This window comes from Pseudomonas sp. MM211, from assembly GCF_020386635.1.
Classification (GTDB): Bacteria; Pseudomonadota; Gammaproteobacteria; order Pseudomonadales; family Pseudomonadaceae; genus Aquipseudomonas.
The window spans coordinates 1558429-1581896 of record NZ_CP081942.1; the positions used below are offsets into that span (position 1 = coordinate 1558429).

Below are 23468 nucleotides of genomic sequence, written 5' to 3' on the forward strand. Positions count from 1 at the left end.
GCTCTGCGCCCAGTTAGAGTGTGCATCGCGGAGAGATGTGCTGCCAAGCTGGGCGGGCGATCCGTTGTAGGGTGGGCTTTAGCCCACCAAGCGTCCAACCGGGGCATCGATCTGCTGGGCTTAAGCGGATCGCCCCACCCCCTGTGAGGTGAGTTCGTCGGAGGAACGTCTACATCTGTAGCGTTACAACCTCGATGCCGACTGCCAGCTCAATGAAATCCTCTGCGGCGGTCGGTGCCTCGATCAGCACAGCCTGTGCCTGAAACTCGCCGTTCTCGTCGATCACCACCAGCAGCGCCTGGCTGACCACGCCATCTGCCAGATCCAACCCTGCCAATGCCTGCAGCTGTTTCCAGGCACGCGGCCCGGCACCGATGAACAGGTTCGGCCCCTCCAGGCCCAGCTGTGCTGCGACGTGGAAGCCCGCGGCGTTGCTCACGCTGTTGACGAATTCGAAGGGCTTGGGCTGCAACTGATGCACGCATACCGCGTCGAGCAGCGAGCCCATTGTCCCTCTTGCTGGGTGACGGGATGCCAGATAAAGCCCGCAGTCACTGCGTACCTTCGCCTTGAGTGGAGCGGTGCAAAGCAGCGCCTGGAGGATCAGCCGGTCGATGCGTCGAGGCGGGCTGGCCAGCCATTGGCTCAGGGTAGCCTTCAGATCCTTGTCGGAAGCGCTGGCGTCACCACTGACGCTGCACGCGGCGATGACTGTGCTCATGGTGTTTCTCCCGTGCAGCGCTGCAGCACCAGGCTGGCGTTGTTGCCGCCAAAGCCGAAGAAGTTGGCCAACAGCAGGCTGTCATCGGCAATGGCGAGTGGCTCGCCTGGTAGCGGTAGCAGGGCTTCACTGGCGTAATCACAAGCCGGTAGGTGCCCGAGGTTCTGCACCAGCAGCAGGGTTTCAGCGAGGCCGCAGGCGCCCAGGGTGTGGCCAATCCACGGCTTGAGCACGCACAGCGGCGGCAGCGCCTCGCCAAACAGCAGGCGTACACCGTTGCTCTCGGCGCGATCATTGGCGCCGGTGGCGGTGCCGTGCAGTTTCACCAGGCCGATCTGCTCGACGCTGGTGTCTGCGCTGCGCAAGGCCTCGCGCATCACCCAGTCGATGTGGCTGCCGTCTTCGCGGGTGGTGGTCAGGTTGCTGGTGTCGCAGGCGCTAAAACCGCCCAGCAGCCTGGCCAGCGGTGCCGGGCCAGGTTCCAGTGCCAGCAGCGTGGCCACGTACGCTTCACCGAGCACCAGGCCATCACGCTGCGGGTGAAAGGGTCGGTAGAGGCCACTGGGCGAAATCAGATCCAGTGCGCCGAAGCCTTGCTGGGCTATCGCGCTGGGCGTTTCGAAAGCCAGCACCAGAGCGCGGCGATAAAGGTTCGCGCCGAGCAGTCGGGCGCCGTACAGCAGCCCGTTGGCGGCGCTGGTACAGGCGGTATTGAGGGTGAAGGCGTCGGCGAAGCCCCAGCGCTCGCGCAGCTGCTCGGCGATCAGGTCGAGGGAGGTCGAATGATCGGGGCGAAAGCCGCCGTCCTGTTTCGCCAGGTCTTCCAGTTCATTGATGTCCAGGCTGGTACTGGCCACGATCAACAGGCAATCCTCCAGCGCACTGTCGTCGCCAAGGGTCTCGCGGATCAGTCGGTCGAAGTGCTGGTCTCGGCTCTCGCCTGCCGCTACGGCCAGGTAAGGGCGTGGCTGCCGCAGTTCATGCAGTACGAAGGTGTCCGCCTCAGGCAGCACGCCGCGCTGCAGCGCCTCACCAGCCGCGCGTAGGTTCGCGCCAAGTGCACTGTGCAGAGCGCCTCGCTGGAGGTAGATGGGCGTCACTGTTTCTGCCTGATGAAGGCCGCGATACTGGCGATGCTATTGAGAATGCGCCGACCGTCCTTGGCGCCTTCGATGCGCACGCCGTAGTGCTGCTGCAACGCGAGCGAGACTTGCAGCGCGTCCAGGCTGTCCATCTGGATGCGGCTCTGCTGGCCGAACAGCGGCTCGTCGTCGTCGATGCTTTGCCAGTCGATGTCGTCTTCCTTGTCGCACTCGCGAATCAGCAATTGCTTGAGCTTTTCTTCTAGTAGTGTGTGGTCCATTGCGTTTGCTGTACTCGTTTGTGGAACAGGAACAAGCCGCTGGCGCCGGCCAGTGCTGCGAACAGCAGCAGGCGTACGCACCAGGGGGCTATGTCGTTCAGTGAGCCATGGCCCACCAGCAGGGTGAGAAAGGCGTCGAGCGCCCAACTCATCGGGGAAACTTCCGCCAGTTGGCGCATGGCCTCCGGCATCACGCTCTTGGGCACCATGATGCCGCCGATGGCGGCGAGGATGATATTGATCCCGCCGCCAAGCAATAGGGCTTGTTCACTACTGCGTGCCAATGCCGCCAGCAGCAGACCCAGGCTGCTGGTGGCCAGTGCGATACTCGCAGCCAGCAGAGCGTAAGCGGGCAGGCTGCCATTGAGCTCCAGCGCCGGCAGACCGACCAGTGGTAGGCCATGCATGCCAATGCTCAGCAGCAGCACGAACTGCAACAGGTTGATGGCCAGGTAAGGCAGCATCTTGCTCAGTGCCAGGGTGCCGAGCCCCAGGCCCAGGCAGCGGAAGCGCAGCAGCGCGCCACTCCGCTGCTCGCGCTGAAAGCTGCCGGCCATCGGCAGCACGACGAAGAACATGCCGAAGATCAGCCAGGCCGGGACGCTCATCTGCGTGGCGTTGGCCTGGTTGCTCAGGTCGCCGCTGGCCAGGCGCTCCTGCTCGTCGATCTGGCTCTCGGTACGTTGCTGGATCAGCTCGAGCTGTTCGGCCTGGGTGAGCCCCTCATCCAGCGCACCGCTGTCCTGCAGGTAGGCGAGCAGTCGGGTCTGCGCCAGGGCGATGGTGACCGCGCCATGCAGGCGCTGGCGCGAGAGACGGTCGAACTGCGCGGGAAAGCTCAGGGTCGGCCCCTGGTGAGGCGTATCCAGCAGCCTGTCGTCGAAGTCGGCGGCCAGGCTGATGCGCGTCACCTCGGGCGGGCCGCTGGCCAGCAACTTGCTGTCAGGCAGTTGCGCCTGCAGTGCACTGTGGAAAAAACGGCTGGAATCGCTTTGCTGCGGCGCATCGATTACCAACTGCAGGGGCGGCAGGCGATCCTGCAGGTAGCTGGACATGGCCCCGGCCATGATCACCAGAAACAGCGTCGGCATGATGAACAGCACGGCCAGCGCGTGCGGGTCACGCAGCAGCAGGAGGATTTCCTTGCGAACCAGGGCGCGCAGCCTCATAGCCGGCCTCCATTGAGGCGCAGGTAGAGCTGCTCCAGTGATGGGCGGCCAAAGCGCAGCAGGCTGGGGGCTTGCGGCTGTTCGGCGATGAAACCGGTGATCGCCAGCAACTGCGCCACATCCAGTTCCGCGATGCGCACGCCATTGGCCAGCTGTTCGATACTCAGACCCAGGCTGTCGAGTAGCGGCAGCAAGGCTTCAGGCTGGCGCTCTGGCCATTCCAGAAACAGCCCCGGCTGATCGCCGAGCAACTGATGCTTGTCGATATCCAGCTGCACGCGACCTTCGTGGAGCAGCAGGATGCGATCCGCCACCCGCTCCACCTCGTCGAGATAATGACTGGTGTAAATCACCGCCTTGCCCTCGGCAGTCAGTAACTGGACGGCTTCAAGGAGCATCTGTCGGCTGGCGGCATCGACGCCCACGGTGGCTTCGTCGAACAGATACAGCTCTGCCGGTTGCAGCAGGCCGATGGCGAAGTTCAGGCGTCGCTGCTCACCGCCAGACAGGCGTTCAGCGCGGCGATCGAGCTTGTCTTCCAGCGCCGTACTGGCGATGCAGAGATCGAGGCGTTGACGACGCTCTGGGCCGCGCAGCTCATAGAGATCGGCGAACAGCTCGAGGTTTTCCTTCACCTTCAGCCCGGCATAGAACGCCAGTTGCTGCGGTACCAGGCCCAGGCGCCGTTCGCCATGCCAAACGATTTCGCCACTCAGCGGCTGCAGCACTCCGCTGAGCAGTGACAGCAGGGTCGTTTTGCCGGCGCCGTTGCTGCCGAGCAGCCCCAGGCATTGCCCGGCTTGCAGGTGCAGGTCGATATTCTGCAGTGCAGGTTGTTGGGCTTCCGGGTAGCGATAGCCGAGGTTCTTGAGTTCAAGCACGGACGAGCACCAGCAGGAGTTTGCCATCGAGCAGTAAACGTTGTTCATCGTGCACACTGAAGCCATACAGGGCGCCCGCCGGGCTCATTGCTTCTTGGGTGGCGCTGACCAGCAGATCGCCTTGACGTTGCGCGGGGTGATCATGCAATTGCAGCTGCGAGAGTTTGCCGACCAGGGCCATTTTGATGGCGCTGTCGTTGCCGTATAAGGCACCATGCGCGGCACACAATTGGGCGGCAGCTTCGAACAGCAGGCAAGGCGAAGCGTTTTCGCCCAGGCTGTCGAGATGGTGCCAGCCGCTCAGACCTTGGATGCTGCTCGCATCGTGTTCGAGCAGCGCGTCCAACCAGAGTGCTTTGCCCTGGTGTGGCAGCAGTGTGTGCAGTTGGGTGCGATCCATGGCGAGCGTCTGGGCGTGCGAGCGCAGCAGTGTAACAGAGGGCGATTGGGGAGGAATGTGGTGGGGGTCTGGCAATTACTGGTTTTCGTGGTACTGAGCATCGTTCTGACGGGCATTTCCTGGCGCTCGCTGGGTAACCCGCGTAGTCATGGATTTTATCGCTTTATCGCCTGGGAACTGATGCTGGTGTTGTTAGTGCTCAATGCGCCGTTCTGGTTCGAGAACCGCGATGCGACCCATCAACAGGTTTCCTGGGTATTACTGACGGTTTCACTGCTGGTGCTGTTCGCCGGCATATACCAGATGCGTCGCTTCGGGCGTGCCGACGAGCGGCGCCAGGATGATGAGTTGTTCGCCTTCGAGCGCACGTCGAAGCTGGTCACCAGCGGCATCTTTCGCTACATCCGCCATCCGATGTACTGCTCGCTGCTGCTGCTCGCCTGGGGCATTGCCTGGAAGCAGCCGACTGCGCTGACGCTGGTACTGGCATTGCTGTCGAGTGTGGCGCTGTGGCTCGCCGCCAGGTGCGAGGAGCGTGAGTGCCAGGCCTACTTTGGCGATGCCTATCGCGACTACATGGCGCGCAGCCGGATGTTCGTACCGTTCATTTTCTGAGCCCCGCGTTCAGGGATTTACTGGCTGACTCTCGAGCATCAGTTGGCGATAAGCTCGCTGATAGGCCTCATAGTCGAGGTTCTGCTGCTGCAGTTCGCGCAGTCGCTCATCGAGACGGGTGGTACTCGCGGCAGGGGTTTTCGCCGCTGCACTCGGGGCAGGCTCGGTAATCAACTGGGCATCGCTCAGTAGCTCATCGATAACCGGATCCATCTTGCTTTGCGTGCCTTGCCATTTCATCAGGGAGAGGCCGCCCTTGCCGCGCAGGTGGTAGTTGGCTTTTGCCAACGTCTGGCGCCGTGGGCCGAGGATGGTCAGCTCTGCACTCGACAGATAGGGCGCCATATCCCAGGAGCGCCTTGCCGTGTAGGTCACCACGTAAGGGCATTGGGCCCAGGGTATCTGCGAATACAGCTGCGTATAGATGCCATGCCGAGCGAAGCCTTCCTGCAGCACCGGTACGAAGTCACTGACTTTTACCTTGAGATTTTCCTCGATACACATCGTGTTCGATGCACTTTGCAGCGGTGTCACACGCACTGCGGTGCAGGCACTCAGGGCGATTACCAGTGCAGCCAGCGGTATAGCGGCTAAGGCATTGGGCATGATGAGCTTCTTCCTTGATATGAAAAAGCCGCCCGCAGGCGGCTTGGCTTGCTGAAGCCGGGCAGCGCTTACTTGACGCGAGCGTACTTGGCCTTCAGCGCGACGCCGGCCATGATGGCGCCGGCATGGCATTCGTATTTGCTGTTGTCGCGGTATTCCTTGTTCTTGTAGTTGCTGGCCAGGTCGACCACAGCGTTGGCGCCGGCGGCTTTGGCCGAGTTCTGCAGTTTGATCAGCGCCGACTGCAGCGCCCAGCTGCAGGCAGCTTCGTCGGTCTTGTTGAAGGCGTTGGTCTTTTGGCTGGTGGTGACGTTGGCGTTGATGATCTTGGCGCCAGCCGGGGTCTTGTTCAGGTAGAACTTAACCGAACCATCGAGGCGGCCAGCCTGGGTGGCTTCGTTGACCACCGAGTGGAAATCCAGGAAGTGGGCGGTGTCACGGGCCTGGCTGACGGCAGGCAGCAGGGCGGCGGTGAGTAGGGCAACAGCGGTCCAGGTTTTTGCGTTCATGGGTAACTCCTTGAGTGTTTACTGGGGCATGTAAAGGGAAGGGCTGCTCAATTCCTGCTGAATGCTGCGATCGAGATTCTGTGTCCACGTGTTGTAGGTTCGGTGGATCTTGCCGTTGCGGTAGTCGAGGTTGCGACTGTCGCGGTAGCGGATCGAGTAAGTCGATGCGGTATAGGGAATGGTGACTTTCGCCTGGTGGCTGCGGCGCGTGACCGACGCCAGGATCTGCCCCTGATCCGCGCTCTCGACCGTCCATTGACGGCGTTGCAGGGCGGTGAGAATCGCCCGGCGCATGTCTTCCTGGCCCTTAACCGCGGAAGGCGGTGCGCTGTTTTCGATGTTTACCACCGGCTTTGAGGTGCAGGCGGTGATGCCCAGAACAAGAAGGGCGAGCAGGGCAATGCGGCTGAAACGAGACATCATCCATGTTCCTTGTCAGTGTGAAATTTACGGTTTTTCAGTGCCAGCGTCGGAAGATCAACGACGTATTGACACCGCCAAAGGCGAAATTGTTGTTCATCACGTATTCATTGTTCATCTCGCGGAATTCACCGCGCAGATAGTCCAATTCGCCGCAGCGTGGGTCGATCTGATCCAGATTCAGCGTGTGCACGTAGCTGTCGCTGTTGAGCATTTCGATGCTGAACCAGGATTCCAATGAGCCGCAGGCGCCCAGGGTGTGGCCGAGGTAACTCTTTTGCGAGCTGATCGGCATGCGCGTGCCGAACAGGCTGCTGGTGGCCTGGGTTTCCGCTACGTCGCCCTGCTCGGTGGCGGTGCCATGGCCGTTGACGTAGCCGATGGCATCCGGCGCCAGCGCGGCGTCTTCCAGCGCCAGCTCCATGGCCCGGCGCATGGTGGCCTGCACCGGTTTGGTGGCGTGCTGGCCGTCGGCGTTGCAGCCGAAACCGACGATTTCGGCGTAGATGGTGGCGCCGCGGGCGAGCGCATGTTCGAGCTCTTCGAGTACCAGCATGCCGGCGCCTTCACCGATCACCAGACCGTCGCGGCCCTGATCGTAGGGGCGCGGGCTGGTGTGCGGCGCATCGTTTTTCAGGCTGGTGGCGTAGAGCGCGTCGAAGACCATGGCTTCGGTCGGGCACAGCTCCTCGGCACCGCCGGCAAGCATCAGCGGCAAGCGGCCGAACTTGATCGCTTCGTAGGCATAGCCGATGCCCTGGCTGCCGCTGGTGCAGGCGCTGGAGGTCGGAATCAGTCGGCCGGTGAGGCCGAAGAAGATGCTGATATTGGCCGCTGTGGTGTGCGGCATCATGCGGATGTAGGAGTTGGCGTTGAGGCCGTCGGCGATCGAGTTGAGCAGCATGTTGCCGAACGCCTTGATCTCGTCGGTGCTGCCGGTGGACGAGCCGCAGGCCACGCCCATGCGGCCGTCACCGATCAGCGGGTCGCCGAGCAGGCCAGCGTGGGCCAGCGCGCGTTCGGCGGCATAGACGGACAGCTTCGATACGCGGCCCATGCTGCGCAGCTGTTTGCGCGTCCAGTGGCTGGGCACGACGAAGTCATCCACCGGGCCGCCCAGGCGGGTGTTCATTTCGCTGAAGCGATCCCACTCGTGCATGACACGAATGCCGTTGCGGTTGGCGCGAAAATTCGCCGAGATACTGTCCCAGCTATCGCCCAGGGAGGTAATGCCGGCCATGCCGGTAACGACTACGCGCTTCATCGTGCAACTTCACTCTTGATCAACACAGACCGCCATTCACGGCGATTACCTGGCGGGTGATGTAAGCCGCCTCTTCGGACATCAGAAAATTCACCGTGCCGGCCACTTCTTCCGGAGTGCCCATGCGCGCCGCCGGGATCATCTTGAGAATCTCCTCCAGCGGTACGTGCTCGTCGAGAATCTCGGTATCGATCAGCCCCGGTGCCACGCAGTTGACGGTGATCTTGCGTTTGCCCAGCTCGATGGCCAGCGCCTTGGCCGCACCGATGATACCGGCTTTGGAGGCACTGTAATTGACCTGGCCGCGATTGCCGATCAGCCCGGAAACCGAGGTGATACAGACGATACGCCCAGGTTTGCGGCGGCGCACCATGGGCATCGTCAATGGATGCAGGACATTGTAGAAACCGTCCAGATTTGTGCGCAGCACCACATCCCAGTCCTCTTCGCTGAGCGCCGGGAAGGCGCCGTCGCGGGTCAGGCCAGCATTGCACACGACGCCGTAATAGGCGCCGTGGGCTTCCACGTCTGCTTCCAGGGCGTCGCGGCAAGCGGCGCGGTCGGCCACGTCGAATTGCAGGATGCGGGCGCTCTGGCCGAGGGCTTCGATCTGCGCCTGCACCGCTTCGGCCTCATCGCGGCGCGAACGGCAATGCAGCACCAGGTCGTAACCGGCGCGCGCCAGGCGCAGTGCAATGGCACGGCCGATACCGCGGCTCGATCCGGTGACCAGAATGGTCTCGCTCATGCAGACGGCTCCTGAGAAAGGGGGGTTCCTGAATATAGGTGGCCACATCGCGGGGCTGAAACACGTTCAGCCTGGCCTCGACGAGAATGTCCGGGCCTTGCAGGCGGCATTCGAATACGCACATGCCGTTGTCATCCTGCAGCGAGCGGGTGGCGGTGATGTGCAGTGTACTGCCGGCCGGGAAACGATCCGCATTGCAGGTGAAATTGCGCGTACCGAGCAGGAAGCCGAGTTCCACCGGGCGGCCTTGCTGGCGCGCGTGGCAACCTGCGAAGGCCGCAACGCTCTGGGCCATCAGCTCGATGCCGACCGACGCGGGCAGGCTGCCGTCCGAATGACTGAACAGCCCGCCCGGGCGTACCACCAGGCGGGTCTCGATATGCTCGGCGCCAAACGCCAGCACTTCGTCGATCAGAATCATGTCGCCAGCGTGGGGCACCAGCTCGGCGACGGGCCAGACACTCACGGCAGGTCTCCTAAAATCAAGGACAGGTTGTTGCCGCCAAAGGCGAACGAGTTGCTCATCAGGTAACGGCGCCCATCCGCTGGCAATTGTGCAGGGGCGGTCGCATCGACCAGATTCAGGCGTGGCAGTTGCGTATCGGCCTGACCATCCCAGACATGAGGCGGCAGTCGATTGGCAGCGTTGTAATCGCTCAGGGTCAGCCAGCAGAACGCAGCCTCCAGTGCCCCGGCAGCGCCGAGGGTATGACCGGTCAGTGATTTGCTCGACGAGCAGGCCACGCCCGCAGGGAACAGCGCCTGCACGGCGATGCTTTCCATGGCGTCGTTGTGGGTGGTGGCGGTGCCATGCAGGTTCAGATAACTGATCTGTTCAGCCGCCAGCCCTGCCGCGCTCAGCGCCTTGTGCATAGCCTGCTGGGCGCCCAGCCCTTCGGGATGAGGCGCGGAAATATGGTGGGCGTCAGAGCTGGCGCCGCCGCCGAGCAGGGCGATGCCCGGGGCGTGATCGTCGTCGCTCGCGCGGGTCATCAGGAACAGGGCTGCGGCTTCACCGATATTGATCCCGTGGCGGTTGATCGAGAATGGGTTGCAGCGCTCGTCGGATACCGCCTCCAGGCTGGCGAAACCGTTCAGGGTGAGCTTGCAGAGGCTGTCGACACCGCCGCACAGCACGGCATCGCACACGCCCAGTTGCAGCAGGCGCTGGGCACTGAGCAGGGCGCGAGCGCTGGAGGTGCAGGCGGTGGACTGGCAGTACACCGGCCCGCTCAGCCCCAGCCAGTCGGCGAGGAAGGTGGCCGGTGCGGCGATTTCCTGGTGACTGTAGTGGTACTCGGCAGGCAGCACGCCGTCGTTCACGTAGGCAGCGATATGCTCGCCCGCTTCGGCGATGCCCGAGGTGCTGGTGCCAAGCATCACGGCGATGCGCCCGGCACCATGCCGGGCGATGGCGGCCTGGATCTCGTCGTGGATTTCCAGCGCCGCGGCCAGCAGCAGCCTGTTGTTGCGGCTCGACGCGTGTTCCTGGCCAGCTGGCATGTCCGGCAACGGCGTCTCGACCGCGCCGACGGTCACGCTGCGCTCCGCTATCCAGCCGGCCTGGCGGCGCATGCCGCTGGTATCGCCGGCGAACAGGGCATCAGCCACTGCCTGCTTACCCTGGCCAAGGGCGCAGACCACACCGAGGGCGTCGAGTCGAGCGATCATGGTTGTGTCTCCAGTGGGCTCACCCGGTAGCGCTGCTTGCCGTTATCCAGGCGCATGGCCAGCGGCGCCGTGTACTGGATGTGCCAGTTGGGCGCCAGCTGTCGGCTGTCGGCGCCTTGCTGCTGCCAATCGGCTTGATGGTAGGTATGGGCCAGTTGATCAGTCGGCGTGAGGGCGAACAGCAGCGCGGCGAACAGTTCGCGGGCATCGCCGTTGGGCGGCAGCAGGCCGTCATTGTGCCAGGCGCCGGCGATCAGTGACTGGCGAGCCAGAGGTACGCCGAGCGGGTCGAACAGCGACAGGCGCAGGCTGCCGCCTTCCGCCTGAATCACCAGCAGCCAGTCCTGGCCATCGGCTGTGCTTACTTGCAGCGATATCGGCAAGGGCGCTACCAGCGCTGGTGACGACTCGGGCAGCGGCGTGCGGGCGGCACAGGCCGTCAGCAATAGCGCGCAGGCGAGCAGCAACAGCTTGTTCATGTCGGCGTCTGCTCGAAGGGTTTGCGCACTGCCGCATTGACCAGGGTTTCATTGCGCTGGCCAAAGGGCTTCGGCCGGCGAATGCCCCAGCGCTCGAGCAGACCGAAGTCCTGGGAGCGGCTCCACCACAGGTAAGGGTAGGAGACATTGCGCTCGCTGAACTCGAAGCCTTGGTCACGCAGCATGCTCAGGTATTCGTCGGCGCTCTTCTGCACCTCCATCGGGTGGCGGAACAGCCAGCGAATCACCCAGGTATCGATGTAGTACTTGGTCGACTCGGCGAACAGCAGCAGGCCACCCGGCTTGAGCACGCGCCAGAATTCGGCGAGGGCCTGTTGCTGCTCGACCAGATGGTGGAACGTCTGGTGACAGAAGAGGATGTCGACACTGCCATCGGGCAGCTGGATTGCCGCGCAGTCACTGGCGATGAGCTGCACGTCCAGGCCCAGGCGCTGTGCTTCGGCGCGCGAGCAGTCGAGGCTGTGCGGGTCGGCATCCAGGCCGATGATGCTGGCTGGCTGAAAGGCCCGTTGCAGCAGGGAGAACGATTTGCCCTGGCCACAGCCAGCGTCCAGCAGCACTGGAGCGCTCGGCAGCGGGCCGCTGATCAGCGTGTGCAGATCATCGATGGCCACGCGCAGCACATGGTGCTGCCACACGTGGCTTTGCAGGAACCAGAAGCCGAAACCGGTTTCCTCGACGTAGTTGGATGCGGCGCGATCCATCGCAATCTCCTCAGGCACTGGCGCACAACTCGGCGAGAACCCGCAGGCGACGGCGCGGCTCGGCAACGTACGGGTTGCGTTCGTCCCAGGCATAGCCGGCGAGGATGGAGCTGATCATGGCGCGGATTTCGGGTGAGGCATTGGGGTAATAGATCACGTCCTGGAAGCTGCCGTCGTACCAGCCTTCCACGTAAACGCGGAAGGTGTCGACGCCGCGTTTGAGCGGCACGGCGAAGTCCAGTTCCCAATCCACGCTTTCCCCGCTCAACTGACGGTGCAGCAGGTTGGCGGCCATGCTCGCCGAACGCATGGCGATGGTCACGCCGGAAGAGAACACCGGGTCGAGGAACTCGGCGGCGTTGCCGAGCAGCGCGAAGCCAGGGCCGTGCAGGGTTTTGACGTTGGCCGAGTAGCCCTTGATCTCGCCCACCGGGGTATCCCAGACGGCGTTGCCCAGCACCTTGGTCAGGCTCGGCGTCTCGGCGACGAACTGCTTGAGCGCCGCGTCCTTGTCTTCCGGGTAACCGTCGAAGCGCTCGGCCAAGCCGACCACGCCCAGGGAGCAGCGGCCGTTGCTGAACGGAATGGTCCAGAACCACACATCGCGCAGGGTCGGATGGGTGGTGATGAGGATCTTCTCGCGGTCGAAGGCCGGGTGATCGATACGGTCTTCGATATGGGTGAACAGCGCCTTGCGCATCGGCAGGTTGGACGGCAGCTCGAGGTCGAGCAGGCGCGGCAGCAGGCGGCCATAGCCACTGGCGTCGAATACGAAGGTGCAGCTCACCTGGTACTCGTAGCCGTCGGCCAGGCGACGCACCGACAGCAGCGGTTGCTCGCCGCTGAAGTCCACTGCGACGATTTCCTCTTCGTAGCGGATGGTCACGCCCTGGCGTTCGGCGTCGTCGGCCAGCACCTTGTCGAACGTGGCGCGCTGCACCTGGAAAGTCGAGCCGAAGCTTTTCGTGAAGGTCTCGCGAAAGTCGAAGTCGGTATACCGATCGTCCCAGGCAAAGGCTGCACCGTGCTTGGTCTGGAAGCCGGCAGCGCGCACCGCGTCGATCATCCCGGCTTCTTCGACGAAGTCCAGGCAATGGGACAGCAGGCTCTCGCCAATCGAGAAGCGCGGGAAACGCTGGCGCTCGAGGATCAGCACCTCGTGGCCCTTGCGCTTGAGGATGGCGGCAGCGATGGCGCCGGATGGGCCCGCACCGACTACGACGATCTGATGGTGTTGGACTTCAGGAGACTTCATAGCGGCGTTTCGCCTCGCGTGTGTAAGCGCGCCGGCCCAACAGGGCTGGCAGCAGAGTAGAGAACAGGCTCATCAGCAGCAGGCCGAAATAGACCATTGCATCGATCAGCTGCAATTGCAGGAGCAGGTTGAGGAACACGATTTCGGTCAGGCCGCGAATATTCAGCAGCATGCTTTCGCGCCACTTGATCTGCGCCGATGCGGCCGGGTCGGCCCAGTGCAGGCCAAGCCAGCTGCCCACGACCTTGCTGACCACCGGCGCCACCAGCAGCACGCCGACGGCGAACCAGGAGTCCGTGGCGTCAATGCCGTGGAAGTCCACGCGCAGGACGCCGCAGGTGAGAATCAGCGGGACGGCCAGGCCATTCATCAGCAGCTTCCACTGGCGCTCTGGCAGCGGCAGACGGAACGGCACGCGGATCGCGGCGAGGCACAGCATGTAGGCGATGCCGAATACCAACGCGTTGAGCTTGAGGTTGTGCAGCAGCACCATCAGCGCGAAGAACGGCAGGCTGTAGAACAGCGGGTGGCGCAGCTTCAGTACGTGCAACAGCAGCGGCAGGGCGGCGGCCAGTAGCGGCCACAGCAGGCTGATCGGGTGGCTGCTGCCCTGGGCCAGACCGAACAGGCTCCAACACATGAAATCCATCAGGATCGCCGCGTGCAGCAGGCGTTTGGTCGCCGCTGGCGGATAGTCAATGCTCTGCAGGAACAGATAGAGCACCGGGATCGCGGTGATCGAGAACAGCAGACCGATACCCACCGCGCTCAGCCAGCCATAGTCGCCGGGCAGCACCCACAGCGCACAAGTCAGGCCGGCCAGCAGCGGAATCAGAAAGCTTGGCAGGGCGATCTTCAGGCATGCCGGGCTCAGCTCCAGATCGATCACGTCGCTGAGGATATAGCCCAGCAGCAGGGCGAAGCACAGGCCGTAAAGCAGGTCTATCCAGATGGGCGCGAGCAGGTCGGTTGCGCTGAGTTGCAGGTGTGGTTCCACCCAGCCTAGCAGCAGCGCGGGAACCGCCAGACTGGCGACCAGCAACTGGCCGACGATGGGAATCAGGCGACGACCGCCAACGATGCTGACCAACGCGTAGATCGCCAGGGCCAGCAGCCAGAAACCGAGCACGGTCATGCTGCGGCCTCCTTGTCAGACCGTGTGGCGGCCCATGGCGACAGCAGGAAACAGAACATCAGACCAAGGCTAATGGCCAGGCCGAAGTTGGCGATGGCGGGCGTCTGGCTGATCAGCAACAGGCCGAACGACAGCCAGCTGGAGACTGCCGAGAGCAGCGTGCCGAGCAGGCTGACTGCCGGGCCGCCGATGTTCTCGCGCATCAGGATGGCGTAATCGACACCGATGGCAGTGATCAGCAGCAGGCCGAACAGGCTGAACAGGGTCAGTGGCTGGCCCAGCCAACCCAGGCAGGCCAGCGCCGCGAGGGCGGCCAGCAGCGGCAGGCAGACCACCCGCAGGGCGCCGCCGATACCGAACGGGATGCACAGCAGCAGCACGATCGCCAGGCAGGAGATCAGCTTGAGTTCGGCGGCGCTGATCTGGGTGGCGGCGAACAGCTTGTTCAACTCGCCCAGGCGGTCGACCAGTTGTACGCCGTCGAGGCCATCTGCGGCGGTTTGTAGCAGGGCACTGTCGGTCTGGCCCTGCAGGCTGACGATGGCCGCCACGCCGCTGTCGTCGCGGCCGAGCCACAGGGTTCGCCACGGCTCGCCCAGTGGGCCGGCGAGGGCTTGATCCAGAGTGGTTTGCGGCTGTTCCAGCAGTTGCTGCAGCTCGGCCTGCAAGGCGCTTACCGGCACGCCGAGGTCGAGCAGCGCCTGCCAATGCTTCGGCAGCTCTGTCAGGGCAGCACGCAGCGATTGCAGCTGGGCGTCAGGGGCTACCAGTCCATTGAGCGACAGGTAGCTGCGCAACTGCTGATTTTGCACCAGCGTATCCAGGCGTGCGCCCAGCGCCTGCTGGCGCTGCAGCAGCTGCGCCTCGTCGCTGGCGCGCACCAGGAAGAACTGGCTGGTGGGCTGCTGTCCGGTGAGTTCGACGATGCGCTGCGACTGAGCGAACAGCGCCGGATCCTTGCCTAGCCATTGGCGCAAATCGTTCTGGCTGTGCAGTTGCCAGATGCCGCCAGCGCAGAACAGCAGGAACAGGCCAAGCAGCCAGAAATTGCCGTTGCCCCTCTGCACGCGGGAATGCCAGCTCAACAGGCGCGTGGCAACCGCCAACAGGCGCGGTGCCGGGCGCAGTTGCATGCCGTCCAGCCAAGCGGGGAGCAGGCAGACCGAGCAGAGATAAGCACCGATGAGGCCGGCGGCGGAGAACGCCGCGATCTGGGTAAGGGCCGGGAACGGCGTGAAGGCCAGTGCCAGGTAGCCGATCAGGTTGGTGCCCAGGCTCAGGCTCAAACCCGGCAGGGTGCTGCGCAGGGCGCTCCAGCTGCGCCACTCGGCATGGCCCCAGCTCTTGCTCAGGTAATGCAGTGGGTAGTCGGCGGCGACGCCGATCAGGCTGGCGCCGAGTACCAGGGTCAGGGCGTTGATCTGCCCGAAGATCAGCACGCAGGCGGCGCTGCCAGCCAGCAGGGCGACGCCGATGGGCAGCAGGCTGAGCAGCACGCGCGGGCGCCTGAAGGCCAGCAGCAACAGCAGCAGGGTGCCTAGGCTGGCGGCGCCGCCAATCAGGGTCATCTCGCCCATGGCTTTGCTCTGACCTGCCGCGGCGTATAGCGCGCCGCCAGTGGCGAGCAACTGGCCGCCGGCTGCTTCAGTCGTGACGCGCGCCGCCTCGATGCTCTGGGCGATGGCCAGCGGCGCCTGCATATCGAAGGCGTCACCGCGGCTGTGTAGGTTCAGCACCACCCAGGTCATGCCTGGTTCTTTGACCAGCAGGGCGCCGCTGGCCAGGTCCGGCTGCACGCGGCCGCCAAAGCTCAGCGCCTGTTGAGCGCGCCCGCCGAGGCCGAGCCAGTCCTGTTCTGGGGCGAGCAGGCTGAAGGAGGCGAAGGGATCGAACAGCTCGGCAGCGCGCTGCTCGATGAAGGCTTGCGGTTGCTCGGTCAGCAACTGGCGGTCGGCTGCTGGCAGCAGGTTGAGGCGGCTTTCGCGCAGGTTCTGGCGCAGCGCATCGAGATCGCTGTCGAGTGTCCAGCGCACGCGTTCGAAGTGGCCGCTGTCGCGCCATTGCTGGCCGAGAGTTGTTGCCAGTTCGACGGCACGCTCGCGCTCAGGGTGGCCGACCAGTACCAGCACGTCGTGCTGAATGGGTTCCTGCATGCGTGCTTCTGCCTGTTGCAGGCGTGCATCGCCTGCGCCGCTGGGCAGCAGGGCGAGCATGCTGGCCGCCACCGGCGGGCCGCTGCGCCACTGCCAGGCAGTCAGTGCGAGCAGCGCCAGCAGCAGCACGGCGAACAGCCGCGGCAGGCGGCGTTCTATAAGTGATTTTCCGGCTTCAGCGGGCAAAATCGCTGCGCTCCTGCTCGCTCAGGGCATCGGCCGAAACGCTGGCGGGCATGCGCATCAGCGTGCGGTCACCCTGGGTTTCGTGCAGCTCGATGCGCTCGACCAGTTCGCCACCGCTGATCTCGATACGACTGAACACTTGCTTGAGCAGCATCGAGGTCGGCAGCAGGGTCAGCGTCCAGGCCTTGGCGTCGCCACTTAGTTGCAGGTCGAAATCTCGCGCCAGGCCGCTGTGGTTGCCCTTGAGCACATCGAGAAACAGGCGGCTTTGCTGGGCGGCAACATCGCGCCCCGGTTGCATCTGCCAGCCGTCGGCGCTGCGTCGGGCAATGCCCTTGGTGTCGATGCGGTATTCCTGTTGTAGCGGTTTCTGCAGTTTCCAGAGCAGACCCGCGTCGGCGGCGAGCACGAACTCGCCACTGCTGGTCAGTGGCTGGGGCAGGGCGCGCAGGTGTTTCTCCTGAATGAAGGGCCCGCGCACCACCGGGTGTTGCGCCAATTGCTTGCTCAACTGGTCGAGGCTGAAGGCGTCGGCCTGACTGACCAGCGTCGTCAGCAGCAGACCGAATGCCAGGGCGATGCGGGCCAGGGCTTTCATCCGATCACCCGCTGCACGGCATCGATAAACACCGTGGGCGAGGCCAGCTGCATCTCGCGGCTGGCGATTTCCACGGCCACTTGCACGCTGCTGCCGCGAGTCATGCGTTCGCCAGTGGCGGTGTCGCTGATCAGGTAATGGATCTTCAGGCGGTTTTCCCACTCCACCAGATCGGCGCACACGGTAATGCGCTGGCCGAACTGGGCACCGCGGATATAGCGCAGCTGCAGGTCGATCACCGGCCAGGCATAACCGCTGTCGCGCATCTGCGGGTAGCCGTGGTCGAGGCGGTCGAGCAGCGCACAACGGGCCTGTTCGAAGTATTTGACGTAGTGGCCGTGCCAGACGATTTCCATCATGTCCACGTCGAAGAACGGCACGAGGATTTCCACCTCGGCCTGGAGTACGCCCTTGCTACGCATAACTGCTTCGTCCCTGTAGGCGCTGGCTTGCCAGCGATAGCGGTTTACCTGGCAACACCGAAGCCGATTTCAACATCGTTATCGCCGGCAAGCCGGCTCCTACGGATACCTGAGCTGCACGGTCGTGTTGCGCGCTCGGTAGGAGCTGGCTTGCCAGCGAAAGCGATTTACGCGGCAACACCGAGGCGGATCTCAGCATCGTTATCGCCGGCAAGCCGGCTCCTACGGATACCTGAGTTACGCGGTCGTGTTGCGCGCTCGGTAGGAGCTGGCTTGCCAGCGAAAGCGATTTACGCGGCAACACCGAAGTGGATTTCAACATCGTTATCGCCGGCAAGCCGGCTCCTACGGATACCTGCGTTACGCGGTCGTGTTGCACGCTCTGTAGGAGCTGGCTTGCCAGCGAAAGCGATTTACGCGGCAACACCGAAGCAGATTTCAACCGCGTTATCGCCAGCATGGCTCCTGCACAGCATGCGTTACGCATACAGGCTCCAGTGCTGGGCACGGATGCGTAGCAGGCACAGGCGTAATTCGCCTTCCAGGGCGCGATCTTCGATCAGCGGCGGGAAGTCTTCGCCCAGTTGCCCGCGCATGTCCGCCAGGGCTGCCGGCAAAACGGTGGCCTCGGCGCGCTGGCGCAACCACACGCCCTGGTTGGCAGCCAGCAGCGTGGCCGCGGCGACCTGTTCGGCTAGTTCCAGGCTGCGCAGGGCGTCGCGGGCGGCGATGGTGCCCATGCTCACCTTGTCCTGGTTGTGGCATTCGGTGGAGCGCGAGAATACGCTCGCCGGCATGGTGTTCTTCAGCGCTTCGGCCGTCCAGGCGCTGGCGCCGATCTGCACGGCCTTGAAGCCATGGTTGATCATCGCGGTTTCCGTTGGGGCGCCGGATAGATTGCTTGGCAGGCCGTGGTTGTAACGGGTGTCGACCAGCAGGGCGAGTTGACGGTCGAGCAGGTCGGCGAGGTTGCCGATCAGGTTCTTCAAGCTGTCCATGGCAAAGGCGATATGCCCGCCGTAGAAGTGCCCACCATGCAGCACGCGCTCTTCATCGGGATCGATCAGTGGGTTGTCGTTGGCGCTGTTCAGCTCGGTTTCGATGAACTGGCGCAGCAGCCCTAGGCTGTCGGCCAGCACGCCAAGCACGTGCGGTGCGCAGCGGATCGAGTAGCGATCCTGCAGGCGATGCAGCGGCGCGGTCGGCGCGTCGATGGCCAGATCCTGGCGAATCCAGGCGGCGACCTGATTCTGGCCCGGGTGCGGTTTGGCGGCGAACAGGCGTTCGTCGAAGTGCTCCGGGTTGCCCTGCAGGGCGATCACGTTGAGCGCGGTGATGCGCGTCGCCAGCTTGAGCAGGTAATCGGCACGGGAATAGGCCTGGCAGGCCAGGGCGGTCATCACCGCGGTGCCGTTCATCAGCGCCAGCGCTTCCTTGGGGCGCAGCACCAGCGGCGTCCAGCCCAGCTCGGCGTGCACGTCAGCGGCGCTGCGGCGCTCGCCGCGATACATCACCTCGCGCTCGCCACACAGGGTCGCAGCAATGTAGGACAGTGGCGTCAGGTCGCCACTGGCGCCCACCGAGCCCTCTTCCGGGATCAGCGGCAGCACGTCATGTTCGATGAACGCCTGCAGGCGCTCCAGCAGCTCCAGGCGCACCCCGGACATGCCCTGGCACAGCGACTGCAAACGAGCAGCCAGCACTGCACGGGTGGCCTGCTCGTCGAGCAGCTTGCCCAGGCCGCAGCCGTGGAAGGTATACAGATGACGCGGCAACGCCTCGACCTGATGCAGCGGCACGGCCACTACGCAGGAGTCGCCATAGCCGGTGGTGATGCCGTAGATCATGCCTTCGCGGTCGAGCAGGCTGTCGACGAAGCGTGCGCCGCGGCCGATGCGATCGCGCCATTCGGCACTGCCATCCAGCTCGCCGCGCGCACTGCGCTGGGCCAGGCCGACGATCTGTTCAAGACGCAGCGGCTGAGCGCCGAAGGTCACCGTTTCAGGCTGATTGGTTGTCATGGTCGTTCCAGAACGGATAGAAATTGAACCACTGCCGCGGGGCTTGCAGGCAGCGTTGGGCCAGGTGGTCGGCGTAGCGTTGTGCCCAGCCTTGGATGACCGCTTCGCGCTCACTGCGCTTCCACTGCACGGCATCGGTAAAGGGCTGCAGCATGACCTTGTAGCGGCCATCGATCTTCAGGCAATCGATCAGGTTGACCGGGCACTGCAGCAGCCCGGCGAGTAGCCAGGGGCCCTGAGGCAGCGGTGCCGACTGGCCGAGAAAGTCCACGTTCACCGTACGCTCGCCGTGCAGTGGCACGCGGTCGCCGGCAATCGCCAGCCATTCGCCGCGCTCCAGGTGATCTGCGAGGCGCATCATCACCGCCGGATCCAGCTCGCTGACCTGAATCAGCCGCAGGTTGTTGGCGCCGGTTTCCTTGAGCAGGCGATTGAACTGCTCGGCATGCCGGGTGTGAACGAGCACGTTCATGCGCACCTGGGCGCTCAGCTCGGCCAGGGCGCGGCATACTTCGAGATTACCGAGGTGGGCGCCGACCAATAGCTGGCCGCGTGTTCCGCTCATCTGGCCGTGCAGGCCGTGCGGATCGATCAGCTCGATATCGCTGAAATTTAGGCGGCCGCTCCATACGTCCAGCTTGTCCAGCAGGCTGTCGGCGAAAGCCATGAACTGGGCGAATACCGAGCGACGGGTCGGGCGCAGCTCAGGGCGGCCGCTCCAGCTTGCGAGGTTGTTCTGATACTGGCGAACGCTACGCCGCGCCTTGGCGCCAAACAGGAAAAAGTAAGCGACGATCAGGTGCAGCAACGGGCTCAGCGCACGGCGACCCAGGTAGCGGGAGGCCAGGGCGGTGAATTTCATCAGGGCGAAACTGCCGCGCTCGCGCTGGCCGGCCCAATGCCTGCTGCGATCCATCAGCGCCACCGCCGGTAGAGCAGCCAGGGCGCCCGGCAGAGCATGCCGAAGAACAGCCGCGCATGCATTTTCGAGATCAGCACGTTGTCCTGCCACAGGCGGAAGTGCGAGATGCCGTCCGCAGGGTAGTGCACACGAGTCGGCAGCCAGCGCATGGGCTGCCCGCGCCAGGACAGGCGCACGAGAATTTCCGAGTCGAAATCCATGCGCTTGCCGAGTTTCGCCGAGTCGATCAGCGCCACGCTGGCAACCAGCGGGTAGACACGAAAGCCGCACATGGAATCGCGGATCTGCAGCGACAGGCTGTTGATCCACACCCACACGTGAGTCAGGTAGCGGGCGTAAAGGCGGCCCTTAGGCACGCTGGCGTCGTACTGCGGGTAGCCGCAGACAATCGCTTCGGGATGGGTGCGGGATTCGTCGAGAAAGGCCTGTACCGCCAGCAGATCGTGCTGACCGTCGGCGTCCACTTGCAGGGCATGGCTGAAACCCAGGCGCTGCGCCTCGCGCAGGCCGGCCATTACCGCGCCGCCCTTGCCTTGGTTGTCCGCTAGGCGCAAGAGGTGGACATCGGCTTGCTTGGCCAACTCGTCCATCACCGCAGCACAGCTCGGGCTGGATGCATCATCGACCAGCACGCAAGGCAAGCCGGCGTCGAGCAGCGCGGTCACCACGTTGGGCAGCGGCCCTTCATGGTTGTACACCGGGATCAGCGCGCAAGGGCGATGAACGGCTGCAATCGGCGTCATGGCGCGGCCTTGAGCAGGATGCGGCCGGAGGAGCAACTGGCCTCGCCGTTGCGGAAGGTGAAGTACAGCTTGTTGCGCTCGGCGTCGAAGCGCAGGGTCAGTTGCAGGCGGTCGCCAGGGCGCACCAGTTGCTGGAACTTGAGCACTTCCATGCCGCCGAACAATGGCGGCAGATCGCTGATCAGGGTGCGCGCGAGCTGCTGCGCCCAATCGATCTGCACCACGCCAGGAAGCACCGGCGTGCCTGGAAAGTGACCGCTGAAATGCGCCAGATCCAGGGGCACGTCCAGCTCCAGATGCCACTCGCCTTGCTCTTCCCGCGCGCTGATTGGCTCGACCCGCGTGGGGCGATCGGCGGCCAGCAGGTCGTTGACCTGTGCCTGACCCAGCTTGCCCTGGCTGCTGTACGGCAGATGGGGCAGCAGGCGCCAGCGGCGTGGCAGGGCGATGGTCTCGCAATGGCCGGCCAGGTGCTGGCGCAGGCCCTCGGTCAGATGACGGCGGCCCTGGTTGCGCAGCACGTGCAGGCCTTCGGGAGACAGCGCCACCAATGCGCCGAGAAAGGCACGGCCCTGCTGCAATACACCCAGGCGTGCCTCAACGACCCAGTCGTGCAGCGCCAGGGCCTGTTCCAGCAGGGGCAGGGAAATGCGTTTTTCTTCCAGCTTGACGATGCGATCCAGGCGCGCGCCGAGAATGAAGCGGCCATCGGCGTCGATTTGCGCGGCGTCGGCCATCTGTTCCCAGTGCCCGGCGGGCAGATAAGGCGAGCTCAGGCGCAGTGCGCCTTCGTCGTTCAGCTCGAGCCTTACGTCAGCGAAAGGCAGCCAGTGTTCGCCACCCTGACGCCAGGCGATGCCGCCGGTTTCCGAGCTGCCGTAGATTTCCGTCGGCCACTGGCCCAGACGCTGCTGCACGGAGGCGGCCGCCTCGGCTGGCAATGCGCCGCCAGAAGAAAACACCTGGCGTACGCGGCTCAGTGCCGGCCAGTCCAGGTTGTCGCCCATGCGCTTGAGCAGCGCCGGGCTGGTGATCCAGGCGAAAGCCGGGTGGGGCAGGCTGGCCAGTTGCAGGTCTTCAGGGAAGGGCAGTGCCCTGGGCAGAAATACCCGTCCGGCGCACAGTGGCCAGAGTACGCGGAACAGCAGCCCGTAGATGTGCTGGGCGGCCACGCTGCCGATGATCAGCGCATCGCCGAGGCGCTCGCCCCACAGGTTCTCCAGTGCCTGCACTTCGTTGGCCAGTTGGCCGAGGCTCTTGTCGATCAGCTTGGGTTCGCCACTGGAGCCCGATGTGCACAGGGTCAGGCGGCAGCGCTCGCGATCCAGCGGGCGAGCGGCCAGCGGGGCGGCGGCCATGGAATCATCGAGGCGCTCCAGCCACAGGTCGACCTGGGCACCAAGGCGCTGGCGCGTCTGTTGCTGGGCATCGGCAGGCAGCAGCACGTGAATGTCGGCCTGCCAGGCAGCGAGCAGGGCGATGGCCAGTTCGGAGGCGTCCTCCAGGTGCAGCGCAACGTGCTTCACGCCTGCGCTCTGCCACTGCGCCGCCAGGCTCAGTGCGCGTTGACACAGCTGCGCGTGATCGAGCGCTGGGGTTACCGGGCGGCTGGCATCCGCCTCCAGCAGCAGGTTTTCGAGGCTAAGCCAGTTCATGCGAATCTCCTTACACGTTGACGCACCAACCATTCGCCGGCGAATAGCAGGCCCATCAGGAGGTAGGAAATCAGCCCGGTGTAGAGCGCCCACCAGGACAGCGGCGCCCACAGGTTCAGGGCTACCACGACCAAGCCGTTGGCGAGCAGAAAAATGGCCCACACTTCGGTCACCCGGCGCGTGTAACGCACCGCGACCTCTGGCAACTCGGGTTCGTGCAGGCGTGCCAGGCGTTCGGCCATCGGCATGCCGATCTTCAGGCTGCTGGCGAACAGCACCAGTAACAGCGCGCTGACTAATACCGGATACCAGCGCAGCAGCGCCGGCTCGTCAGCCAGGGCGAGCAGCAGGCAAAACACCAGCACCGCGCCGGTCATGCGGCGGCTGTTACGGTCGTGCGGGTTGCTGAGCAGGCGCGCCAGCCAAAGGCCGCCGAGCAGCCCGGCGAACAACGCCGGTGAAAGGTGGCCCGCGCCGAAATACACGGCGAACGGATAGGCCACACTGACCAGCGCTACCAGCAGGCCAAGCAGACGGCTCATGCGGGTTCCGCGTTGACCAGCTGATACACCGCTTCGACCACGTCACCGACGGTACGCACCGACTTGAACGCTTCGGCGGCAATCTTCTTGCCGGTCTGGCGCTTGATATGGTCGATCAGGTCGACAGCATCGATGCTGTCGATTTCCAGGTCTTCGTAGAGATTGGCGTCCAGGCTGATCCGCTCGGGGCTCAGCTCGAACAGCTCCACCAGAGCGTCGCGCAAGGTGGCGAAAATTTCGTCACGGGTTTGCATGGTGGTTGTCC

General features: G+C 64.2%; 26 protein-coding genes and 1 pseudogene. 1 reads left to right on the forward strand and 26 read right to left on the reverse strand.

Translation table 11 applies throughout. The features are described 5' to 3' along the window. Positions 1-169 precede the first annotated feature (169 nt). The 6 genes from K5Q02_RS06975 to K5Q02_RS07000 are packed head-to-tail and all read right to left on the reverse strand — an operon-like array spanning position 170 to position 4534. Positions 170-721 carry a hypothetical protein gene (locus K5Q02_RS06975; RefSeq protein ID WP_225837709.1) on the reverse strand — a complete coding sequence of 184 codons (552 nt, stop codon included), beginning with the start codon at positions 719-721 and terminating at the stop codon, positions 170-172. After that, the gene (locus K5Q02_RS06980) at positions 718-1821 is read right to left on the reverse strand and encodes a beta-ketoacyl synthase N-terminal-like domain-containing protein (protein WP_225837710.1); all 1104 of its coding nucleotides are present in this window, start codon (positions 1819-1821) and stop codon (positions 718-720) included. The genes K5Q02_RS06975 and K5Q02_RS06980 overlap by 4 nt, the downstream gene beginning before the upstream one ends. After that, on the reverse strand, positions 1818-2084 hold the full coding sequence (locus K5Q02_RS06985; RefSeq protein WP_084304607.1) for a hypothetical protein: 267 nt from the start codon (positions 2082-2084) through the stop codon (positions 1818-1820). The genes K5Q02_RS06980 and K5Q02_RS06985 overlap by 4 nt, the downstream gene beginning before the upstream one ends. Beyond that, positions 2066-3253, reverse strand: coding sequence for an ABC transporter permease (locus K5Q02_RS06990; RefSeq protein WP_225837712.1), 1188 nt, complete (start codon positions 3251-3253; stop codon positions 2066-2068). Before K5Q02_RS06990 ends, K5Q02_RS06985 begins: the two co-directional genes overlap by 19 nt. After that, complete coding sequence (locus K5Q02_RS06995; RefSeq protein ID WP_225837714.1) at positions 3250-4134, reverse strand: ABC transporter ATP-binding protein; 885 nt, start codon at positions 4132-4134, stop codon at positions 3250-3252. The genes K5Q02_RS06990 and K5Q02_RS06995 overlap by 4 nt, the downstream gene beginning before the upstream one ends. Continuing rightward, entirely contained in the window at positions 4127-4534 is a 408-nt protein-coding gene (locus K5Q02_RS07000; protein WP_225837716.1) for a beta-hydroxyacyl-ACP dehydratase, read from the reverse strand. The genes K5Q02_RS06995 and K5Q02_RS07000 overlap by 8 nt, the downstream gene beginning before the upstream one ends. Before the next feature lie 60 nt (positions 4535-4594). Between K5Q02_RS07000 and K5Q02_RS07005 the strand changes: the two genes are divergently transcribed. Continuing rightward, a complete protein-coding gene (locus K5Q02_RS07005) occupies positions 4595-5149 on the forward strand; it encodes a methyltransferase family protein (RefSeq protein WP_225837727.1) in 555 nt (184 codons plus the stop codon). A 9-nt stretch (positions 5150-5158) separates the two neighbouring features. On the opposite strand, the gene K5Q02_RS07010 is transcribed toward K5Q02_RS07005, so the two are convergent. The 20 genes and pseudogenes from K5Q02_RS07010 to K5Q02_RS07105 form a co-directional block, all read right to left on the reverse strand. Next, complete coding sequence (locus tag K5Q02_RS07010; RefSeq protein WP_225837729.1) at positions 5159-5755, reverse strand: Sbal_3080 family lipoprotein; 597 nt, start codon at positions 5753-5755, stop codon at positions 5159-5161. A gap of 68 nt (positions 5756-5823) precedes the next feature. Continuing rightward, positions 5824-6264, reverse strand: coding sequence for an excinuclease (locus tag K5Q02_RS07015; protein ID WP_225837731.1), 441 nt, complete (start codon positions 6262-6264; stop codon positions 5824-5826). Positions 6265-6282: 18 nt separating this feature from the next. Beyond that, positions 6283-6684 carry a hypothetical protein gene (locus K5Q02_RS07020; protein WP_225837733.1) on the reverse strand — a complete coding sequence of 134 codons (402 nt, stop codon included), beginning with the start codon at positions 6682-6684 and terminating at the stop codon, positions 6283-6285. 37 nt (positions 6685-6721) lie between these two features. Continuing rightward, a complete protein-coding gene (locus tag K5Q02_RS07025) occupies positions 6722-7948 on the reverse strand; it encodes a beta-ketoacyl-ACP synthase (protein ID WP_225837734.1) in 1227 nt (408 codons plus the stop codon). A 19-nt stretch (positions 7949-7967) separates the two neighbouring features. Continuing rightward, positions 7968-8696, reverse strand: a complete 729-nt coding sequence (gene fabG / locus K5Q02_RS07030) for a 3-oxoacyl-ACP reductase FabG (RefSeq protein ID WP_225837744.1) — start codon at positions 8694-8696, stop codon at positions 7968-7970. A 25-nt stretch (positions 8697-8721) separates the two neighbouring features. After that, a pseudogene (locus K5Q02_RS07035) lies at positions 8722-9117 on the reverse strand (ApeP family dehydratase); the annotation flags it as partial. Between the two features lie 41 nt (positions 9118-9158). Then, positions 9159-10367: a beta-ketoacyl-[acyl-carrier-protein] synthase family protein gene (locus K5Q02_RS07040; protein WP_225837746.1), complete on the reverse strand. Its 1209-nt coding sequence runs from the start codon at positions 10365-10367 to the stop codon at positions 9159-9161. Further along, positions 10364-10846 (reverse strand): DUF3261 domain-containing protein, encoded by a 483-nt coding sequence (locus tag K5Q02_RS07045; protein ID WP_225837748.1) that lies wholly within the window; start codon positions 10844-10846, stop codon positions 10364-10366. Before K5Q02_RS07045 ends, K5Q02_RS07040 begins: the two co-directional genes overlap by 4 nt. Further along, positions 10843-11571: a class I SAM-dependent methyltransferase gene (locus tag K5Q02_RS07050; RefSeq protein WP_225837750.1), complete on the reverse strand. Its 729-nt coding sequence runs from the start codon at positions 11569-11571 to the stop codon at positions 10843-10845. Before K5Q02_RS07050 ends, K5Q02_RS07045 begins: the two co-directional genes overlap by 4 nt. A gap of 10 nt (positions 11572-11581) precedes the next feature. Continuing rightward, on the reverse strand, positions 11582-12826 hold the full coding sequence (locus K5Q02_RS07055) for an NAD(P)/FAD-dependent oxidoreductase (protein WP_225837752.1): 1245 nt from the start codon (positions 12824-12826) through the stop codon (positions 11582-11584). Next, entirely contained in the window at positions 12813-13961 is a 1149-nt protein-coding gene (locus tag K5Q02_RS07060) for a sodium:proton antiporter (protein ID WP_225837754.1), read from the reverse strand. Before K5Q02_RS07060 ends, K5Q02_RS07055 begins: the two co-directional genes overlap by 14 nt. Then, complete coding sequence (locus K5Q02_RS07065; protein WP_225837756.1) at positions 13958-16300, reverse strand: MMPL family transporter; 2343 nt, start codon at positions 16298-16300, stop codon at positions 13958-13960. Before K5Q02_RS07065 ends, K5Q02_RS07060 begins: the two co-directional genes overlap by 4 nt. Then, entirely contained in the window at positions 16290-16898 is a 609-nt protein-coding gene (locus K5Q02_RS07070; protein ID WP_225837758.1) for an outer membrane lipoprotein carrier protein LolA, read from the reverse strand. Before K5Q02_RS07070 ends, K5Q02_RS07065 begins: the two co-directional genes overlap by 11 nt. Continuing rightward, positions 16895-17320 carry an acyl-CoA thioesterase gene (locus K5Q02_RS07075; protein ID WP_225837760.1) on the reverse strand — a complete coding sequence of 142 codons (426 nt, stop codon included), beginning with the start codon at positions 17318-17320 and terminating at the stop codon, positions 16895-16897. The genes K5Q02_RS07070 and K5Q02_RS07075 overlap by 4 nt, the downstream gene beginning before the upstream one ends. A gap of 479 nt (positions 17321-17799) precedes the next feature. Next, the gene (locus K5Q02_RS07080; protein WP_225837762.1) at positions 17800-19341 is read right to left on the reverse strand and encodes an HAL/PAL/TAL family ammonia-lyase; all 1542 of its coding nucleotides are present in this window, start codon (positions 19339-19341) and stop codon (positions 17800-17802) included. Further along, entirely contained in the window at positions 19322-20257 is a 936-nt protein-coding gene (locus K5Q02_RS07085; protein WP_225837763.1) for an LpxL/LpxP family acyltransferase, read from the reverse strand. Before K5Q02_RS07085 ends, K5Q02_RS07080 begins: the two co-directional genes overlap by 20 nt. After that, positions 20257-21006, reverse strand: coding sequence for a glycosyltransferase family 2 protein (locus K5Q02_RS07090; RefSeq protein WP_225837765.1), 750 nt, complete (start codon positions 21004-21006; stop codon positions 20257-20259). The genes K5Q02_RS07085 and K5Q02_RS07090 overlap by 1 nt, the downstream gene beginning before the upstream one ends. Then, positions 21003-22661: an acyl-CoA synthetase family protein gene (locus K5Q02_RS07095; RefSeq protein WP_225837767.1), complete on the reverse strand. Its 1659-nt coding sequence runs from the start codon at positions 22659-22661 to the stop codon at positions 21003-21005. The genes K5Q02_RS07090 and K5Q02_RS07095 overlap by 4 nt, the downstream gene beginning before the upstream one ends. Continuing rightward, positions 22658-23203: a hypothetical protein gene (locus K5Q02_RS07100; RefSeq protein ID WP_225837768.1), complete on the reverse strand. Its 546-nt coding sequence runs from the start codon at positions 23201-23203 to the stop codon at positions 22658-22660. Before K5Q02_RS07100 ends, K5Q02_RS07095 begins: the two co-directional genes overlap by 4 nt. Next, positions 23200-23457, reverse strand: coding sequence for an acyl carrier protein (locus K5Q02_RS07105; protein WP_042552284.1), 258 nt, complete (start codon positions 23455-23457; stop codon positions 23200-23202). The genes K5Q02_RS07100 and K5Q02_RS07105 overlap by 4 nt, the downstream gene beginning before the upstream one ends. Positions 23458-23468: the final 11 nt, after the last annotated feature.

Coding starts and splice junctions, on each gene's coding strand:
- K5Q02_RS07070 (WP_225837758.1), bottom strand. CDS start 16,898: ATGAAAGCCCTGGCCCGCATCGCCCTGGCATTCGGTCTGCTGCTGACG.
- K5Q02_RS07060 (WP_225837754.1), bottom strand. CDS start 13,961: ATGACCGTGCTCGGTTTCTGGCTGCTGGCCCTGGCGATCTACGCGTTG.
- K5Q02_RS06985 (WP_084304607.1), bottom strand. CDS start 2,084: ATGGACCACACACTACTAGAAGAAAAGCTCAAGCAATTGCTGATTCGC.
- K5Q02_RS07045 (WP_225837748.1), bottom strand. CDS start 10,846: ATGAACAAGCTGTTGCTGCTCGCCTGCGCGCTATTGCTGACGGCCTGT.
- K5Q02_RS07100 (WP_225837768.1), bottom strand. CDS start 23,203: ATGAGCCGTCTGCTTGGCCTGCTGGTAGCGCTGGTCAGTGTGGCCTAT.
- K5Q02_RS07050 (WP_225837750.1), bottom strand. CDS start 11,571: ATGGATCGCGCCGCATCCAACTACGTCGAGGAAACCGGTTTCGGCTTC.
- K5Q02_RS07015 (WP_225837731.1), bottom strand. CDS start 6,264: ATGAACGCAAAAACCTGGACCGCTGTTGCCCTACTCACCGCCGCCCTG.
- K5Q02_RS07025 (WP_225837734.1), bottom strand. CDS start 7,948: ATGAAGCGCGTAGTCGTTACCGGCATGGCCGGCATTACCTCCCTGGGC.
- fabG (WP_225837744.1), bottom strand. CDS start 8,696: ATGAGCGAGACCATTCTGGTCACCGGATCGAGCCGCGGTATCGGCCGT.
- K5Q02_RS07000 (WP_225837716.1), bottom strand. CDS start 4,534: ATGGATCGCACCCAACTGCACACACTGCTGCCACACCAGGGCAAAGCA.
- K5Q02_RS07080 (WP_225837762.1), bottom strand. CDS start 19,341: ATGACAACCAATCAGCCTGAAACGGTGACCTTCGGCGCTCAGCCGCTG.
- K5Q02_RS07040 (WP_225837746.1), bottom strand. CDS start 10,367: ATGATCGCTCGACTCGACGCCCTCGGTGTGGTCTGCGCCCTTGGCCAG.
- K5Q02_RS07090 (WP_225837765.1), bottom strand. CDS start 21,006: ATGACGCCGATTGCAGCCGTTCATCGCCCTTGCGCGCTGATCCCGGTG.
- K5Q02_RS07010 (WP_225837729.1), bottom strand. CDS start 5,755: ATGCCCAATGCCTTAGCCGCTATACCGCTGGCTGCACTGGTAATCGCC.
- K5Q02_RS06975 (WP_225837709.1), bottom strand. CDS start 721: ATGAGCACAGTCATCGCCGCGTGCAGCGTCAGTGGTGACGCCAGCGCT.
- K5Q02_RS07020 (WP_225837733.1), bottom strand. CDS start 6,684: ATGTCTCGTTTCAGCCGCATTGCCCTGCTCGCCCTTCTTGTTCTGGGC.
- K5Q02_RS07085 (WP_225837763.1), bottom strand. CDS start 20,257: ATGGATCGCAGCAGGCATTGGGCCGGCCAGCGCGAGCGCGGCAGTTTC.
- K5Q02_RS06990 (WP_225837712.1), bottom strand. CDS start 3,253: ATGAGGCTGCGCGCCCTGGTTCGCAAGGAAATCCTCCTGCTGCTGCGT.
- K5Q02_RS07095 (WP_225837767.1), bottom strand. CDS start 22,661: ATGAACTGGCTTAGCCTCGAAAACCTGCTGCTGGAGGCGGATGCCAGC.
- K5Q02_RS07075 (WP_225837760.1), bottom strand. CDS start 17,320: ATGCGTAGCAAGGGCGTACTCCAGGCCGAGGTGGAAATCCTCGTGCCG.
- K5Q02_RS07105 (WP_042552284.1), bottom strand. CDS start 23,457: ATGCAAACCCGTGACGAAATTTTCGCCACCTTGCGCGACGCTCTGGTG.
- K5Q02_RS07055 (WP_225837752.1), bottom strand. CDS start 12,826: ATGAAGTCTCCTGAAGTCCAACACCATCAGATCGTCGTAGTCGGTGCG.